This is a genomic window from Pseudarthrobacter sp. MOO14 (genome assembly GCF_058267675.1).
Genome location: NZ_CM177849.1, coordinates 3,598,409 through 3,613,893, shown reverse-complemented (window position 1 = coordinate 3,613,893; position 15,485 = coordinate 3,598,409). Strand labels below are relative to the sequence as shown.

Genomic DNA, 15,485 nt, shown 5'->3' with positions numbered 1-15,485 from the left:
CACACCAAGGGAAACAACGATGGCGGGGAGCCAGGTGTTCCCCGGACTGCAGGTGGCGGGACTTCCCACACGGCCTGAAACGCGGCTGGCCCGGCCGAAGCCTCCGCTTCGGCCGGGCCAGCGCATCCGTCAGTTGGTGTCAGTCAATGGTGTCAGTCGACCACCCGCACCTGGCCCACCATGCCCATGAAGTCATGGAGTGCGCAGATGTACTTGAACGTGCCTGCCGTCTTGAAGGTCACCGAGAACTCCCCGCCCGGCGGAATGATGCCGGAGTTGAGGTCGCCACCGGTGAAGTTGGACGGCGTACCCGACGGCGCAAAGACATTCGCCGGTTCGGTGCCGAAGGTGACCGTGTGGGGTGCTCCCATGCCGGTGTTGGCGAACACCACTGTTTCGCCGACATGCACCGTCACGCTGGGCCGGACGAAGCGCATGACCATTGCAACGCCGTCGTCACCGCCTGCCAGGACCCTGTGGTTGCTGGCTTGTTCGGCCAGCGAGGCGTCAAGCTGGTGCCCGTCCCGAAGGATGGCCCGCGCCTGGGCCCGTGATGCCTTGTTGTAGTCCGCTTGGCTGTACGGGTAATCCGTGCCCTGCTCGCGGACGTGGACGGTCCCCTTCATCATCTCGCCGTGGACCAGGCAGTAGTAGGTGAAGTCGCCCTCCCGCGGGAAGGTCAGGCTGTAGCTCGTCGTGACAGGGAACCCCGGCACCTCCACGTTCGAAAGGAGGCCTGAGTTGTAGTACGAGTGCCCGTCGTAGCTGTCCCCTCCGCGCTTGAGAAGTTCATCCTCGTTGAACGGATTGAACGGCTGCAGCGACTGGCCGGCCGCCAGGAATGTCACCGTGTGGATCTCGGCGGCGTTTGCCGCCCAGTCGATGGTGTCATGCTCATTGATGAAGATCTCCGAAGGGAGGAACGACATTCCCTGGATTTCCTGGTCACGGGACTCGGAGCCCACTTGGACCTGCCAGCTCCGATGGCCCCAGCCGCTGGCCGATGCCGGACCGGCAGCGGCCAGTGAGGCCAGCAGCGCCACGGCGAAGGCGACAATAAATGCGAGTTTGTTGAATCTTGTGGTGTTTCCCCGGTTTTGCTTCATGGCAACGCTCTCTTGAACGGTATTCGGCCGAAAAGCCGATGCAGCGGTGGCCGGTTCAACTCAACCCATGGGCCAAACAGGCCACTGATTTCGGAGTAAAAGGTGCCGGACGCCCGGGCTGGGGAGCACGGGACCCGGTTCCGGCGCATCAACACGCCGGACATGCACCACCCCAACTGGTGTCGCAGAGGTTGAATATGGTTTGTCCACGCGCCGCCGCCGTAGCTTGCCACGCGGCAGAGGCCCGCACCTTTTAGATTGCTCCTTCAACCGAACTTTGTCGAGAAGGGAAACCTTCGGCGGATGGGGGTTCCAGCAGGGACTCCCATCGCTGCCGCATTAGCTGGTTGGGTTGTAGGCGTGGCAGTCCCCAAGGAAGACAACGAGTTGCAGACCGAATCGTCCGCAGGCCCGGCATCGGAACCGGCCACCGGGCCGGCGGGTGTCCCCGTTCCGGGGCGCCCCGCGAGGATCCCCCGCGCGGGGCTTCTTGTCCTGTCCGCGGCAGGCTTCACCGCGGTCACCACCGAGCTGCTGCCCTCGGGCCTCTTGCCGGAAATCAGCCGCGACCTTGGCGTCCAGGAATCAGCCGTGGGCACACTGACAGCGGTTTACGCTGCCGTCATCGTGTTCACGGCGCTCCCGCTCTCGCGGCTGCTCGCCGGTCGCATCCCCCGGAAGACGCTGCTGATCGCCACGATCCTGGCGTTTGGCCTGAGCAACGTGCTGCTCGCGGCCAGCCCCACGCTGCCGCTGGCCATTGCTGCCAGGCTCCTGGGCGGGGTGGCCCACGGGCTCCTGTGGTCCAGCATGGCGCCCTACGTATCGAGAATCGTGCCGGCGCATTCCGTGGGCAAGGCCATGGCCATCGTGTTCAGCGGCAACAGCATTGCCTTGGCCGTCGGTGCGCCGCTGGGCACCATGATGGGTGCCGTGCTGTCCTGGCGCAGCTCATTCCTGGCCCTGGCCGGAGTCGCGGCACTCCTCGCGTTGCTCGCCATGTACCTGCTGCCGACGGCCACGGATTCCGGGCGGGAAGCACGGCCGTCGCTGCGTGCGGCCCTTGCCGTGCGCGGAGTGATTGCTGTTGCCGTTGCATGGCCGCTCCTGGTCCTGGCGCACTTCACGCTGTTCACCTACATCGCGCCGTTCCTGCTGGCCTCCGGACTGCCGGCCGGCGCGGTCAGCATTTCGCTGTCCGTCATCGGAGTGGCCAGCCTGGTGGGAATCTGGATCGCGGGCGTCACCACCGATTCCAGGCCACGGCGCTCCCTTCTCGTGACGGTGGCCGGACTGCTGGCGGTCTTCGGCCTGCTCCCGTTGCTGGGCGCCACCTGGCCCGGAGCCATGGTCCTGCTGTCACTGTGGGGAATAGCGTTTGGCGCCATCGGCATCTACAACCAGGCAGCGATCCTCCGCGCGGGAGGCGAGCACCGGGACGCCGCCAACAGCCTGACGGTGGTCACCATCCAACTGGGCATCGCCGTCGGCGCCTCCTACGGCGGCCTTGCGTTCACTGCGTTCGGTGCCGGCCTGGTGCCGTACGCCGCCGCCATCCCGGTGGCCGCGGCCCTGGCCATCATTGCAGCCAGCGGCAAGGGCGGCTACCCGGCAGGTCCACGGGAATCGTCGCGTCGCGGGGGAGCACCGTAAGCCGCATGGCCGGGTGCCGGCCCGGCGGCTCCCAATTCTTGAAAAGCGTGGATATTGATGGCCATGGCGGCGTGCTCCATGCTGAACTTGGTTCCAGCAGCATTCCCTGCCCGCAAGCCTGACAGGAGCCAGCCATGAAGTTCACGACCATCCTCCAGCTCGACGGCGCCACCGCAACCGGAATCCGCGTCCCCGACGACGTCGTCGCCGCCCTCGGCGGAGGCAAGCGTTTCCCTGTCCAGGTCACGATCAACGGGGTTACTTACCCGAGCACGGTGGCCACCATGAAGGGCGAGCCCAAGGTCCCGGTGAGCTCGGAGATCCGCAAGCTCGCCGGCATCAAGGCCGGCGATGAAGTCACAGTGGAGCTCTCTGCGGACGACAAGCCGCGCTCGGTGGATGTTCCTGAGGACCTTGCCGCCGCCCTCGCTGCGGATACAGCCGCCGCGGAACGCTTCCAGTCCCTCTCCTACAGCAACCAGCGGCGCCATGTGCTCGCGGTGACCGGCGCGCGCACCGAGGAAACGCGCTCCCGCAGGATCGCTGCGGTCCTCGCCGAACTCGGCTAGCCCACCGCTGCCCGGCCACGGAACGGCGTACCGGGCGCATCCGCCAGCCTGGGCGGCACTGACGGCGGGGCGTCCCGGACCGCACTGGCGGCCGGTGAGCCGCAGAAGGCACCGGGAGTTCGCACACCCGGGTTAACACAAAGCAGGGCTTGCCGGTGACGGCAAGCCCTGCTTGGAAACCTAACGGTCCCGGAACCCTAAGAAATTAGAGAGCCTGGATGTTGGTGGCCTGGGGACCCTTGGGGCCCTGCTCGGTGTCGAAGGAAACCTTCTGGTTCTCTTCGAGGGAGCGGAAGCCGTTGGAGTTGATCGCGGAGTAGTGCGCGAAAACATCCTGCGAGGAGTCGTCCGGGGAGATGAAGCCGAAGCCCTTTTCAGCGTTAAACCATTTGACGGTACCAGTAGCCATTATTTTTGTCCTTCGTGAAGGTGGAGGGAAAATCCCGACTTTCGGGCCCTCCGGTGTGGGGTGTTCAAAAACCGCTACTTCAGAAGAACACGGACTTTCGACCGCGCGTACTGCCTGAACTACCAACTGCATAAACACAACAACAGGTTCAACACTACAGGAGATTCGGCCCACGCCTAATTAAGCCGGGGTCACCGCCGTGCGCCGTCATCCGGGACCGGACTCTTGCCGGAGTGTCCCCCGACGAATGGGCCGCCGAAACGGAGGGCAGCCGCCCCTCGACCAGTGTTCCAAACAGGCATATCCTGCATCCATATCCGCGGACAACCACGCTGCCACCGGGAGATCACGCCATGGAAATGCCCAAAGCGACGGAGGAAGAAAAGGAACGCTTCCGGCGCCTTGTGCCGGACCATCCGGGCGTGGTGGTGAAGCCGATGTTCGGCAACCTTGGCGCGTTCGTCAACGGCAACATGTTTGCGGGCTTGTTCGGCTCCACCATCGGGCTGAAGCTCTCCCGCGAGGACAAGGAACTGTTGGAGTCCTCCGAGCGGACAGTTCCGTTCGGGCCCGCGGAGCGGCCCATGGGCGGCTACACCGGGCTGCCTGAAGTCTGGAACGAAGAGGGCGACGGCGACGACACGCGGGCGCGTGCCTGGGCCGGGAAAGCCCTGGACTACGTGGCCACCCTGCCGCCTAAGGAACCCAAAACCCGGACGCCCCGGACCAGCGGCCGCGGGACAGCGGCGCGGTAGCCGTGTCCGCCTCCGCAGTTCCCCGGCAGGACACCAACACCTTGGTGGTGGGTGCGGGCCAGGCGGGCCTGGCCACCAGCTACTGGCTGGCGCAGCGCGGCGTGGAACACCGCATCCTGGAACAGCGGCCCGCCCTCGGCGGCGCCTGGCAGGACCGGTGGGATTCCTTCTACCTGAACACGCCGAACTTCTCCGTCGCCCTGCCGGGGTCCCCCTATGCAGGGCCTGACCCGGACGGGTTCCTGACCAAGGACGCCACCATCGGGTTCTTCCGCGGCTACGCCAGGGACATCCAGGCCCCGGTGGAACTGGACACCGGGGTTACCCGGATCACCCCGACGGAAGGCGGCTTCGACGTCCTGACAGGCCAGGGCACCTGGACGGCCCGGAATGTGGTGCTCGCCAGCGGCGCGTTCCAGCGCCCGCGGATCCCTGCCGCCGCCGTCGGCATCTCCCCGCAGGTCCTGCAACTGCACAGCCATGACTACCGCAACCCGGACCAACTGCCGCCCGGGGCCGTCCTGGTGGTGGGGACGGGGCAGTCCGGCGGCCAGATCACGGAGGACCTGCTCGACGCCGGCCGGAACGTGCACCTGTCCGTGTCGTCCTGCCCGGAGGCACCGCGCCGATACCGCGGCCAGGACATCTTCCACTGGATCTGGGAGGTAAACGTCCATGGCCCCGACTTCGGCATCAACGCGCTGCTGGTGGACCAGTTGCCCTCCCCCGCCGGGCGGTTCCTGTGCAACCCGCTGCTGTCCGGCACCGGGGGCGGGCACAGCGTCCGGCTGCGCGGACTGGGCCGGCGCGGGGTCCGGCTGCACGGCCGGTTCGAGGGGGTCGACGACGGTGTGCCCGTCTTCACTGACGACCTCGCCCAGCGCCTGGCTGCCGCGGAGGCGGGGTTCGGCCAGCGGTTCAAGAAGCTCTTTGACGCCTACATCGACGCCGCGGGGATCGACGCCCCCAAGGCCGAGCCGGCGGAACCGGACAGCTGGCAGCCGGACGGGCCGGGTTCCCGGCTGGACCTCCGGGAGGAAGGAATTACCTCCATCATCTGGTCCACCGGGTATGGGCTGGACTTCAGCATGCTGGACCTTCCGCTCCTGGACGAGTGGAACTACCCGCGCCACAGCAAAGGCGTGACGGAGCACCCGGGCCTGTACGCCGTCGGGCTTCCCTGGCTTACCCGGCATATTTCCGCCACGTTGGTGGGGGTGGGCCCGGACGCCGAATACGTGACTGAACGCTTGGCAGCGCGGGGCTGACCGGATCCACGACCTTGCTTGAACTGGCCACCGCTCCGGATGGAGCGGCCGGCTGAGCCTTATCCTGCCGTGGGGCCGGGACCGTGCGCCTTCTGCCGTCCGTCGCGGTGGGCGAGGTAGGCGTAGACCATCAAGGCGAGCCCTGCCAGGATCATGACCGCCGGGAACGCGAAGTCCAACGGGATGAGCACCGCCGCGGACTGGAGGATGAAGATTGCGCCCATGGCCGCGAGGATTCCGGCCGGGACCAGCGGCCACTTCATCCGTTCCGCCTGGTTGCCGGCAGGGCCCGCTGCATGGACCGGAACCAGGGACAGCACGCCAAACGTGGCTGCCAGGCCGAGGAAGAGCACGGCGGCGGTGGGGGTGCCCTGCATCGCCTGCGGAAGGGCCACGATGGCCGCCAGGGTGAACATGACTCCGGACGGGATCAGGGCCCACCAGTTGGCGCGCTCCCGCAGGTAAACGGCCGCGAATCCACCGCCCATGAAGACGAACAGGAAGGCCGCGCCCCAGGCACCGTCCGTCAGTTGGGTCGCGACGATGACGGCCGCCAGCCCAAGGAAGACCGAGCCCGGGATGGCCGCCCACCAGTTTTCCCGGCGTCGCACGAACAGGGAAGCGAACAGGACCCCCACCGCCGCGAATATCAGTGGTGCCACAAAGGCCCCGCTGTCCGTGACGCCAAGCCGGTCCAGCAGCAGCAACCCACCCAACGCGATGAGGACGATGCCTGCGATGATGCTTGCATTTGTCGATTTCACCGTGCGCCTCCCGGATCAGGCAGGCGGCGCGGCACCGCCCTGCTCATCTCAGGCTAGGGCGGCCGCATAGGCCGAAACAGGGCACAAAGCCCCCGCTTGCCGCCCTCTTGATCGGTGAAGAAACCGGCTATGGACTTTGGACCCTGCCAGCTGGGGACGATGCTGCGGGATGATAATTGAGGTTCCTTCCACCAGGGGCGGCTGAGTCAAACCGGCGGCCGGGAAGGGCCACGAGCCGACGAGAGCATACAGATGGAAACACCCGCAGCACCCCGGGATGTGTTCCGGTCCCCCGGGTCCGCCCGGATCTTCATCCTCAACGACCACGAACCGGTGCGGCGGGGCCTTCGGGACCTGCTCGAAAACGATGGCTTCGCCGTGGCCGGAGAAAGTGGTTCGGCGGCGGAGGCATGCCGCCTCATCCCCAGCCTGAGCCCGGACCTGGCTGTCTTGGACGACCGGCTGCCGGACGGTACCGGGATAGAGGTCTGCCGGGACCTCCGCGCCACGGCCCCGGCGGTGAAATCCCTGATCCTGACCGGCTGGGACGAACAGCATGCGGCGCGCGCCACGGTTCTGGCGGGCGCCTCCGGGTACCTCCTCAAACAGGTAAAGGACCACAAGGAACTGCTGAGCCGCATCCGGCGGACCGCCGAAGGCGACACCTTGTTCACCTCCGAAAACAGGGACCGGGTAGCCGAGAGCCTCTACGCCGCGTCCTCTGCCTCGTGGTTGAAGAGCCTCACGGATATGGAGCGGAAGGTACTCGCCTTCATGGCGCGGGGGCTGACGAATCGGCAGATCGGGCAGGAGCTGCGGGTGCCCGACGATGCCGTCATCGGCAGCGTGTCCTCTGTCCTGCAGAAGCTGGGTTTCCGGCGCCGGAGCCCATTGATCCCGGCCCCTATCCCCAGGGCCTGGGAGGTGGTGTCCTGACGTCCGCACACCCGCACACGGTGGCCTTCACACCACCACGGGCACCGTCCAGACCACGCTGGTGCCCTTTCCGGGGGCGCTGTCAACGACGCAGGTACCGCCAAGGCGTGAGGCACGGGTCTTCATGTTCTCCAACCCGCTGACCCTCTCAGGATGGTCGAACCCGTTCCCATGGTCGCGCACGGTGAGGACGACTTCGCCGTCCTGCGCCGCCAACAACACATGGATATCCTCGGAGCCGGAATGGCGCACCGCGTTGCTGACGCTTTCGGTCAGCACGGGCAGGAGCTGCTCGGCAACCTCATCCCCCACCAGGTCGATGGGTCCGGAGAGCTGGACTCTCGGCAGGAATCCGGCGGCGTTGGCGGCTTCCAGGACGGCGCGCAGGACCCGCCCGCTGAGCAGTTCCCGGTCGGGTTGCCTGGCCTGGAGCGAGTAAATGGTGTCGCGGAGCTGGTGGATGCAGTCGTCAAGCTCTGCGGTGATGCCGGCAATACGGCGTTCATGGGCATCCGGGTCAGAGGTGTAGCGGCGCAGGCTTTGGATGCTGAGTCCGGCCGCGAACAGCCGCTGGATGACGAGGTCGTGCAGGTCCGCCGCAATCCGCTCACGGTCGATGAACAATGCGTGTTCTTCCCGCAGCTGATTGGCCTTCAACAGTTCAAGCGTCAGCCCGATCCTGGAAGCGAACACTGCGCTTTGTTCAAGATCCAGGTCTGTGTAGCGTGCTCCGCCGGCAGCCCTGGCCAGGATGAGCACCGTGTCACGCTGGCCGTCCGTGTCGCTGCCCAGGGCCGCCACCAGGACAGGGCCGAGTTTTTCTGCCGATTCCGGGTCGAATACCTTCCGTGGATCGGTGAAGGACTTCGATTGCCTCGACGAGAGAACCTGGCTGAAGACTGCTGCGGGCGGGAGTTCCTGCCCTGCGGGTATCGATTGCACCCCCAGGGAGGTCCGGCATCTGAGGCTTCCGTCCCCCGAAACCGATGCAATAAGGGCCAACGCGGAGGCGGAGGCGTGCATTGACCCTTCCGCGATCATCTCCAAATTCTCGGTGTCGGAGCGCGGGTTGGCCTTTAACCGGTCGCTGACCTCGATCCCTGCTTCGAGCCACCGTTGGCGGCTGCTGCTGTCCTCGTACAACCGCGCATTCTGGATCGCCACACCTGCCGCAGAGGCGAGCGCGACCGCCAGGTCTTCATCCTCGGCAGTGAAATCCTGGCCGTCGATCTTCTCGGTCAGGTACAGATTCCCAAAGACGGTGTCCCGCACCCGGACCGGGACACCCAGGAAGGTCTTCATGGGCGGGTGGTTGGCCGGGAAGCCGACAGCCATCGGGTGCTCGCCCAGGTCATGGAGCCGCAAGGGCTTGGGTTCGCGGATCAGCTGCCCAAGAACGCCGTGGCCGGTGGGGAGGTCACCAATGACGCGGATGCCGTCGTCGTCGATGCCGACGGTGATGAAGTGGCTGAGCTGCTGGTCGTCGCCGATGACGCCCAGCGCTCCGTAGCGCGCGCCGACGAGTTCGCAGGCGGATTGCACCACCCGGTCAAGGACCGCTTCGAGGCTGAGGTCTTCCGCGAGGGACACCACCGCACCGAGGAGGCCCTCCACATGCTCCTGTGTCCGCACCAGCTCGTCTGCCCGGTCCACGAACTCGCGGAGGAGTTCGCGGGTCCGCCGCCTGATAGGTTCACGCCACACGATAAGACACCTCGGTCGGTTGACCAGCATGATCCACGGCGGGCTTCATCGCCTGAATCCATATGAGACAGCTTAAAATCCCTCTTCCAGCCATGTTAGCCCCCGGAGCGCCGCATCGTTCCCTGTTCTGGCGAGGCGGATCGGATCCGCTCCGTCCGCCGCTTCCCGGGACGCCGGAGTCCCTCGGGACTCGGAGTGAAGGGGGGCATTTTGACGGGGATGCTGAAGCGGAAGGCGCGGCGGGCGATGTGGTGGGTGTCCGCGCGGCGCCGGACCGGGACAGTGGGCACCTGCTGGGCGGCGCGGGCGAAGAACCATGCCTTGGCGATCTCCACCAGCACCAGGTACAGGACGATCATGCCCAGCAGTGCAAGGAAGAACGGGACGGGAAGGGGATCGAACCCGAGCACGCCCTGCAGCGGCGAGAGGGGCAGGAGGATGCCCAACGCCACCACGCCCAGGGACGCCGTGATCAGCCCGGCGGACGGCCGGCTCCGCACGAACGGCACGCGCCGGGTGCGGATGGCGAAGATGATCAGTGTCTGGGTGGCGATGGACTCGATGAACCAGCCGGCCCGGAACTCCCCCGGTACGGCATCGAACACGAACAGCATCAGGGCAAACGTGGCGAAGTCGAACAGCGAACTGATGGGCCCGAAGAGGAACATGAACCGGCGGATGAAGGCGATGTTCCAGTGCGAGGGGGCGCGGAGCTGTTCTTTGTCCACGCGGTCGCCCGGGATGGCCAGCTGGCCGCTGTCATACAGCAGGTTGTTGAGCAGGATCTGGCCGGGGAGCAGGGGCAGGAAGCTCAGCACCACGGACGCGACGGCGGCGCTGAACATGTTGCCGAAGTTGCTGGAGGTGCCCATCAGGACGTACTTGATGGTGTTCGCGAAGATCCGCCGTCCCTCCATCACCCCTTCGGCCAGGACGCCGAGGTCCTTGTCCAGGAGGACGACGTCGGCCGCGTCCTTGGCGACGTCCGTGGCACTGTCCACGGAGATGCCGATGTCCGCCTTGTGCAGGGCGAGGGCGTCGTTGACGCCGTCGCCCATGAACCCGACGGAGCCGCCGCTTTGGCGCAGCAAGGCGATGATGCGGGCTTTTTGTCCGGGCGATACCCGGGCGAAGATGGTGGCCGTCCGGGCGGAGGCGGCAAGGTCGGCGTCGGACAGGGCGTCGATATCCGCCCCGGTGAGTGTGCCACCCGAGATGACGTCCAAGTCGGCGCAGACTTTCTCGGCCACCTTGGCGTTGTCACCCGTGGCGATCTTGACCGAGATGCCCAGTTCCTCCAGCCGGTCCAGCGATTGCCGGGCATTGGCCTTGGGCCGGTCCAGGAATACCAGGAAACCCGCCAGGGTGAGGCCGCGTTCATCGGCCGCGGTCAGCGTGCCCGGTCCGTCGGCCGGGCGGGTGGCGACGGCCACCACCCTGGATCCGGCGTCGAACTGTTCATCCAGCAGGGCCTGCACGGCCGGGGCGACCGGGCCGCACAGGGCGAGGACGTCCTCGGGGGCGCCCTTGGTGACCAGTTGCGGCGGCCCGCCGGCTTCCCGCACCAGCACGGTGGTGCGGCGGCGCTGGTGGTCGAAGCCGATCATGTCCAGCCGCTCGTAACGGCCGGGGTCGAACCCGGAGGCGCCCGGGCTGTCCCAGAGGGCGGCGTCCAGCGGGTTTTGCCCGGCGGAGGTGAGCTTCGCGTCGGTGTAGTCCGCCTCGGTGGCCAGCAGGCCCAGGGTGAGCAGGGCGTCGCCGGGCAGCTCCGCCGTGGCGGGGAGGGCAGCGGTGAAGCTGATCTTCCCTTCGGTGAGGGTGCCGGTTTTGTCCGTGACCAGGATGTCCATGTCCCCCAGGTCCTCGATGCACACCAGCCGCTTGACCAGGACCTTCCGCTTCGCGAGCTGGCGGGTTCCGGTGGCCAGGGAGGTACTGACGACGGCGGGGAGCAGTTGCGGAGTGATGCCCACCGCGATGGCCAGGGAGAACAGCAGCGATTCGATCAGCGGCCGCTGCAGCAGCAGGTTGGCGATGAAGATGAGCGTGGTGAGTCCGATGGCCACCTGGAGCAGCAGGAAGGAGAACCGTTTGAGGCCCAGCTGGAATTCAGTTTGCGGCTGCCGTTCGCCCAGGCCCAGGGCGATCCGGCCGAATTCGGCCCGGCCGCCGGTGGCCACCACCACGCCGGTGCAGTTGCCGGACTGGATGACGGTGCCCATGAACGCGCATGAAGAGAGGTCCGCCAGCGCCGCGCCGGCCTGCACGGCGGCGGGGTCCTTGGCGGCGGGCAGGGACTCCCCCGTCAGGATGCTTTCGTCGCAGAGGAGGTTGCCGGTGGCCAGGAGGCGGATGTCCGCCGGGATGATGGCACCCAGAGAGAGATGGACGACGTCGCCGGGCACCAGCGCGGTGACGTCCACTTCCGTGGTGGCTCCGTCGCGGAGCACCACGGCACGGTGGGTGACGCGGTCGTGCAGGGCCTCGGACGCGCGCTCGGCCCGGAACTCGTTGGTGAATCCGAGTCCCACGCTGACCAGAAGGATCACGCCGATGACGATCGAGTTGGTGGCGTCCCCCAGGAAGAGGGACAGCCCGGCGGTGATGAGCAGCAGGATCAGGATGGGGCTGGCGAACTGGCGGCCCAGCACGGCCCACCCGTTGGCCCGGTGGGTGCGGACGGCGTTGGGCCCGATCTCCGCCAGGCGCCGTTCCGCTTCCTCGCCGGTGAGCCCACCCGGACCGGATCCCAGCCGTGCGAGTGCCTGGTCCGTCGTCAGGCCCGCTGCCTCGGTAATGGGCAGCAGGAGGGATGTCCGCTCCTGCACGTTCAGCTCTGGCATCTGGGTCCGTTCGCACACTTAGGTAGTGGATGGATCCAAGAGTACGACGCCGGGCCGACAGTGGCGCTGCACGTGCTCCTATGCCTTTAAGCGGTCGGGGCTGACGGCGCTACTTAAGGCTGAGGACCTCATCAATGGGGCGGCCGTTGACGAACACTTGCGCGCTGGTGGCACCGGAGGCGGCCATGGCGGTGTACTCCAGTTGGGCCTTCGCCCGCGGGATGTCGCACACGCCGCCCAGCATGAACTGCCCGGTCAGCCAGATGGTGATGGTGCTGCCGTCCAGCTCACCGGCCACGTACGTCAGGTTCGACTGGTACAGCGCGTTGATCAGTCCGGACATGCCCACGTCCCGGCTCTTGTTCGCGAGCAGGGTCCCGACGCTGGGGCCCACCTGGTCCGTGAAGCGGACCGGCCCGGTGGTGGTGGCCACCAGGCTGTCGCCGCAGCCGATCTTGGGACCGGACACACCGTTGTCATCGACGGCCACGTAGTAGATGGTCAGCGGGCCCACCTGCTCCGGGAGGCCGGTTGGGCTGGGTTCCTGCGTAGCCGTCGGGCTGGCAGGGGCGGACGACGGCGGCGCGGCGGCGGTGGTGCCCGGCGCGGCTGCCGTCGTGGTCGGCGTTGTGGTGGCGGCTGTGGAGGTTGGCGCGGCGGAAGGGCTTGCCGTGGCACTCGGGGTGGGGGCCGTCGTCGTACTTGGTGCCGCGGAACTGGTGCTGGGGGACGGGGCCGGCGGGCCAAAGCACCCTGTCAGCATGATCGTGGCGGTAAGCCCCAAAACACTGAGAACCGAAAGCCCGGCCTTGGCCATGATGCCCCCTACTAACGCGGTTCCCGCAGGCGCAGGATCCACTTTTGACGGTACTCCCGGGGGTTACTCCAGAACAGGGACTAAAGTCCGGCGGCCCCTGCCGAGATCCGCCAGCGCGGCTTGTCACTTCTTGCATGCTGTTAACCAGCCATTCATATGCTCCTAAAATCCTGTACAAGGGCTGAAAATACGGTGGGAGCCATGGACAACATTTCCCGCAGATCCCTTATCTCCGCCGGCCTCGGGGCCGGCCTGGTCGCCGCATTGCCGGGTGCCGCCGTCGCCGTTTCCACCGCGGACGACGCCGGACTCCGCAGCGATCCCTTCATGCTCGGCATCGCGTCGGGCGAGCCCTGGCCGGACGGCTTCGTCCTGTGGACCCGGCTGGCCGTCAACCCGGTAGCGGAGGACGGGCTGGGCGGCATGCCGTCCCGGCCGGTGGCCGTGCAATGGGAAGTTGCCGAGGACGCAGGCATGCGCAGCGTGGTGGCCCGCGGCGTGGAGCAGGCCAGGATCGAGACCGCACACTCGGTGCACGTGGAGCTGCGGGGCCTGAAGCCGGGCCGCGAATACTTCTACCGGTTCCGCACCGGCAAGCACGTCAGCCCGGTGGGACGGACCCTCACCAGCCCCGCCCTGAACGAGACCCCCGCGGCGCTGGCCATGGCGTTCGCCAGCTGCGCGCAGTACGAGCACGGCTACTTCACCGCGTACCGGCGCCTGGCGGAGGACCACCCGGACCTGGTGCTGCACCTGGGCGACTACCTGTACGAGTACAAAAAGGACAGCTACGTGATCGGCGGCGGCAATCCGCGCGACCACGAGGGCCCGGAGACGGTCTCGCTGGCAAGCTACCGCCAGCGGCACGCGCAGTACAAGGCCGACGGCGACCTCCAGGCTGCGCATGCCGCCGCGCCGTGGCTGGTGGTCTGGGATGACCACGAGGTGGACAACAACTGGGCGGACGACGTTCCGGAGAACAAGGACGCCGGCCAGCTCAATGACAGCGTGGAGCATTTCCGCCAGCGCCGCGCCGCCGCGTTCCAGGCGTACTACGAGAACATGCCGCTGCGCCCGTCCTCGCTGCCGGCCGGACCGGATATGAAGATCTACCGCAGGGTCCAGTGGGGCCAGCTCGCCAACTTCCACATGATGGACACCAGGCAGTACCGGGACGACCAGCTGGCAGGCGACGGCTGGCAGAAGAATGTGGCCGAACGGCTTGCCGAGGACCGGACCATCACCGGCGCCGAGCAGGAAAAGTGGCTGCTGGACGGGTTCCGCAGCTCCACCCAGCGCTGGGACATCCTGGGCCAGCAGGTCTTCTTCGCGGAGCGCGACCGGAACAAGGCCCCGGACATCGACGACGTTTCCATGGACGGCTGGGACGGGTACGCCGCCTCCCGCCGCCGCATCACCCAGGGGTGGGTGGACGCGAACGTCCGCAACGCCGTGGTGCTGACGGGCGATGTGCACCGCAACTGGGCCAACGACGTCAAAGTGGACTACAAGGACCCCGCCTCCCCCGTGGTGGGCTCGGAACTGGTGTGCACCTCGATCACCTCCACCGGTGACGGCACCGGCTCCACCACGGATGCCACCATGGCCTGGAACCCGCACCTGAAGTTCTACAACGACAACCGCGGCTACGTGGCCACCCGCATCACCAGGGACGCGATCACCGCGGACTTCCGGGTGCTGGACCACGTGACCACGCCCGGCGCACCGGTGTCCACGAAAGCCTCCTTCGAAATCCGCGACGGCGTTCCCGGGTTGCAGGCGCGGGCCTGACGGGTCCCAAACTACGCCGTCGCCGCCTGGAGCCCGTTGCGGTGCGCATTGTGTGCGCCGGGGCGCAGGACTAGGATGCTCGCGGGGAGAGGTCCTTAGTCTCGCGAGACTGGAAAGGGCCACGCTCATGACCGACTTCTTCACCATGCAGCCCGGTGAGACCGCAGCTCCGCTGCCGCCCGGACCGGTGCTGTGCACCGGAACCGCTGCCATGCGCCGCATCCACCGCTTCTTCCTCTGGGCTTACGGCGAGGCACCGGGACTGGTGCGCTCCGCCGCCCCCGGCGACACTGCGCGGGCAGCCTACGTGGGCGAAGTGCTGGGCAACTTCGACAAGGTACTGCATATCCACCACGAGGGCGAAGACCTCCTGATGTACCCGCAACTGAAGGAGCGGGCACCGGCATGCGCACTTCATGTGGGGCAGATGCTCGAGCAGCACAGGCAGGTCACGCAGAGGCTGCAGGCCATAGAGCCGGTCCGGCTGCGCTGGATGCAGACGGCGGATGAGGAGTCCGGCGCGGAACTCGCGGCCCGCTATGAAGACCTGTCCGGTGTCCTCAATGTCCATCTGCGCCGCGAGGTCACGGAGATGATGCCGGTTGCGGACAGGGTGATGACAGAGAAGGAAGCTGCCGCGGTCGGCCAGCACGGGATCCAGGAACTCGACAAGAAATTCCTGGTGGGGTACCTCGGCATGGTGCTTGCGGCGAATCCGCGGGAAGACCAGGTTGAACTGTTCAAGGAAATCCCCGCACCCGTCCGGCTTGCCTACAAGCTGGTTGGGCGGCGGATGTACCGGAAGCAGTATGCCGCGCTCTTTCCGGGACGGCCCATTCCCCCAACGCTCTAGGCCTCTTGGCCGGGTAC

General features: G+C 67.0%; 13 protein-coding genes. 7 read left to right on the top strand and 6 right to left on the bottom strand.

Annotated elements, in window-relative coordinates:
- Positions 1-152: 152 nt before the first annotated feature.
- Positions 153-1,106: a plastocyanin/azurin family copper-binding protein gene (locus AC4EEV_RS16735; RefSeq protein ID WP_491329523.1), complete on the bottom strand. Its 954-nt coding sequence runs from the start codon at positions 1,104-1,106 to the stop codon at positions 153-155.
- 471 nt (positions 1,107-1,577) lie between these two features.
- Between AC4EEV_RS16735 and AC4EEV_RS16730 the strand changes: the two genes are divergently transcribed.
- Together AC4EEV_RS16730 and AC4EEV_RS16725 are read left to right on the top strand one after the other, a co-directional pair.
- Entirely contained in the window at positions 1,578-2,759 is a 1,182-nt protein-coding gene (locus AC4EEV_RS16730) for an MFS transporter (RefSeq protein ID WP_491330907.1), read from the top strand.
- A 134-nt stretch (positions 2,760-2,893) separates the two neighbouring features.
- Complete coding sequence (locus AC4EEV_RS16725; RefSeq protein WP_491329522.1) at positions 2,894-3,328, top strand: YdeI/OmpD-associated family protein; 435 nt, start codon at positions 2,894-2,896, stop codon at positions 3,326-3,328.
- A gap of 205 nt (positions 3,329-3,533) precedes the next feature.
- Here the strand turns inward: AC4EEV_RS16725 and AC4EEV_RS16720 are convergent, their stop codons facing one another.
- Positions 3,534-3,737, bottom strand: coding sequence for a cold-shock protein (locus AC4EEV_RS16720; protein ID WP_009372930.1), 204 nt, complete (start codon positions 3,735-3,737; stop codon positions 3,534-3,536).
- A gap of 353 nt (positions 3,738-4,090) precedes the next feature.
- Between AC4EEV_RS16720 and AC4EEV_RS16715 the strand changes: the two genes are divergently transcribed.
- Positions 4,091-4,492 carry a TfoX/Sxy family protein gene (locus AC4EEV_RS16715; protein WP_285320147.1) on the top strand — a complete coding sequence of 134 codons (402 nt, stop codon included), beginning with the start codon at positions 4,091-4,093 and terminating at the stop codon, positions 4,490-4,492.
- A 2-nt stretch (positions 4,493-4,494) separates the two neighbouring features.
- Positions 4,495-5,760, top strand: coding sequence for a flavin-containing monooxygenase (locus AC4EEV_RS16710; protein WP_491329521.1), 1,266 nt, complete (start codon positions 4,495-4,497; stop codon positions 5,758-5,760).
- A gap of 59 nt (positions 5,761-5,819) precedes the next feature.
- On the opposite strand, the gene AC4EEV_RS16705 is transcribed toward AC4EEV_RS16710, so the two are convergent.
- The gene (locus AC4EEV_RS16705) at positions 5,820-6,524 is read right to left on the bottom strand and encodes a hypothetical protein (protein WP_285320149.1); all 705 of its coding nucleotides are present in this window, start codon (positions 6,522-6,524) and stop codon (positions 5,820-5,822) included.
- A gap of 252 nt (positions 6,525-6,776) precedes the next feature.
- On the opposite strand from AC4EEV_RS16705, the gene AC4EEV_RS16700 reads away from it, so the two are divergent.
- A complete protein-coding gene (locus AC4EEV_RS16700; protein ID WP_491329520.1) occupies positions 6,777-7,460 on the top strand; it encodes a response regulator in 684 nt (227 codons plus the stop codon).
- A 27-nt stretch (positions 7,461-7,487) separates the two neighbouring features.
- Here the strand turns inward: AC4EEV_RS16700 and AC4EEV_RS16695 are convergent, their stop codons facing one another.
- From AC4EEV_RS16695 to AC4EEV_RS16685, 3 genes are all read right to left on the bottom strand, one after another.
- Positions 7,488-9,164: a GAF domain-containing sensor histidine kinase gene (locus AC4EEV_RS16695; RefSeq protein ID WP_491329519.1), complete on the bottom strand. Its 1,677-nt coding sequence runs from the start codon at positions 9,162-9,164 to the stop codon at positions 7,488-7,490.
- 95 nt (positions 9,165-9,259) lie between these two features.
- The gene (gene mgtA, locus AC4EEV_RS16690) at positions 9,260-12,007 is read right to left on the bottom strand and encodes a magnesium-translocating P-type ATPase (RefSeq protein ID WP_491329518.1); all 2,748 of its coding nucleotides are present in this window, start codon (positions 12,005-12,007) and stop codon (positions 9,260-9,262) included.
- 109 nt (positions 12,008-12,116) lie between these two features.
- Positions 12,117-12,824 (bottom strand): hypothetical protein, encoded by a 708-nt coding sequence (locus AC4EEV_RS16685; protein WP_491329517.1) that lies wholly within the window; start codon positions 12,822-12,824, stop codon positions 12,117-12,119.
- Between the two features lie 201 nt (positions 12,825-13,025).
- Between AC4EEV_RS16685 and AC4EEV_RS16680 the strand changes: the two genes are divergently transcribed.
- Both AC4EEV_RS16680 and AC4EEV_RS16675 read left to right on the top strand, forming a co-directional pair.
- Complete coding sequence (locus AC4EEV_RS16680) at positions 13,026-14,615, top strand: alkaline phosphatase D family protein (protein ID WP_491329516.1); 1,590 nt, start codon at positions 13,026-13,028, stop codon at positions 14,613-14,615.
- A 127-nt stretch (positions 14,616-14,742) separates the two neighbouring features.
- Positions 14,743-15,468 (top strand): hemerythrin domain-containing protein, encoded by a 726-nt coding sequence (locus tag AC4EEV_RS16675; protein ID WP_491329515.1) that lies wholly within the window; start codon positions 14,743-14,745, stop codon positions 15,466-15,468.
- Positions 15,469-15,485 lie beyond the last annotated feature (17 nt).

Bases quoted from the DNA above. Each gene is read 5' to 3' on its own strand.
- AC4EEV_RS16685 (WP_491329517.1), bottom strand. From the start codon at position 12,824: ATGGCCAAGGCCGGGCTTTCGGTTCTCAGTGTTTTGGGGCTTACCGCC.
- AC4EEV_RS16675 (WP_491329515.1), top strand. From the start codon at position 14,743: ATGACCGACTTCTTCACCATGCAGCCCGGTGAGACCGCAGCTCCGCTG.
- AC4EEV_RS16715 (WP_285320147.1), top strand. From the start codon at position 4,091: ATGGAAATGCCCAAAGCGACGGAGGAAGAAAAGGAACGCTTCCGGCGC.
- AC4EEV_RS16720 (WP_009372930.1), bottom strand. From the start codon at position 3,737: ATGGCTACTGGTACCGTCAAATGGTTTAACGCTGAAAAGGGCTTCGGC.
- AC4EEV_RS16680 (WP_491329516.1), top strand. From the start codon at position 13,026: ATGGACAACATTTCCCGCAGATCCCTTATCTCCGCCGGCCTCGGGGCC.
- mgtA (WP_491329518.1), bottom strand. From the start codon at position 12,007: ATGCCAGAGCTGAACGTGCAGGAGCGGACATCCCTCCTGCTGCCCATT.
- AC4EEV_RS16700 (WP_491329520.1), top strand. From the start codon at position 6,777: ATGGAAACACCCGCAGCACCCCGGGATGTGTTCCGGTCCCCCGGGTCC.
- AC4EEV_RS16735 (WP_491329523.1), bottom strand. From the start codon at position 1,106: ATGAAGCAAAACCGGGGAAACACCACAAGATTCAACAAACTCGCATTT.
- AC4EEV_RS16725 (WP_491329522.1), top strand. From the start codon at position 2,894: ATGAAGTTCACGACCATCCTCCAGCTCGACGGCGCCACCGCAACCGGA.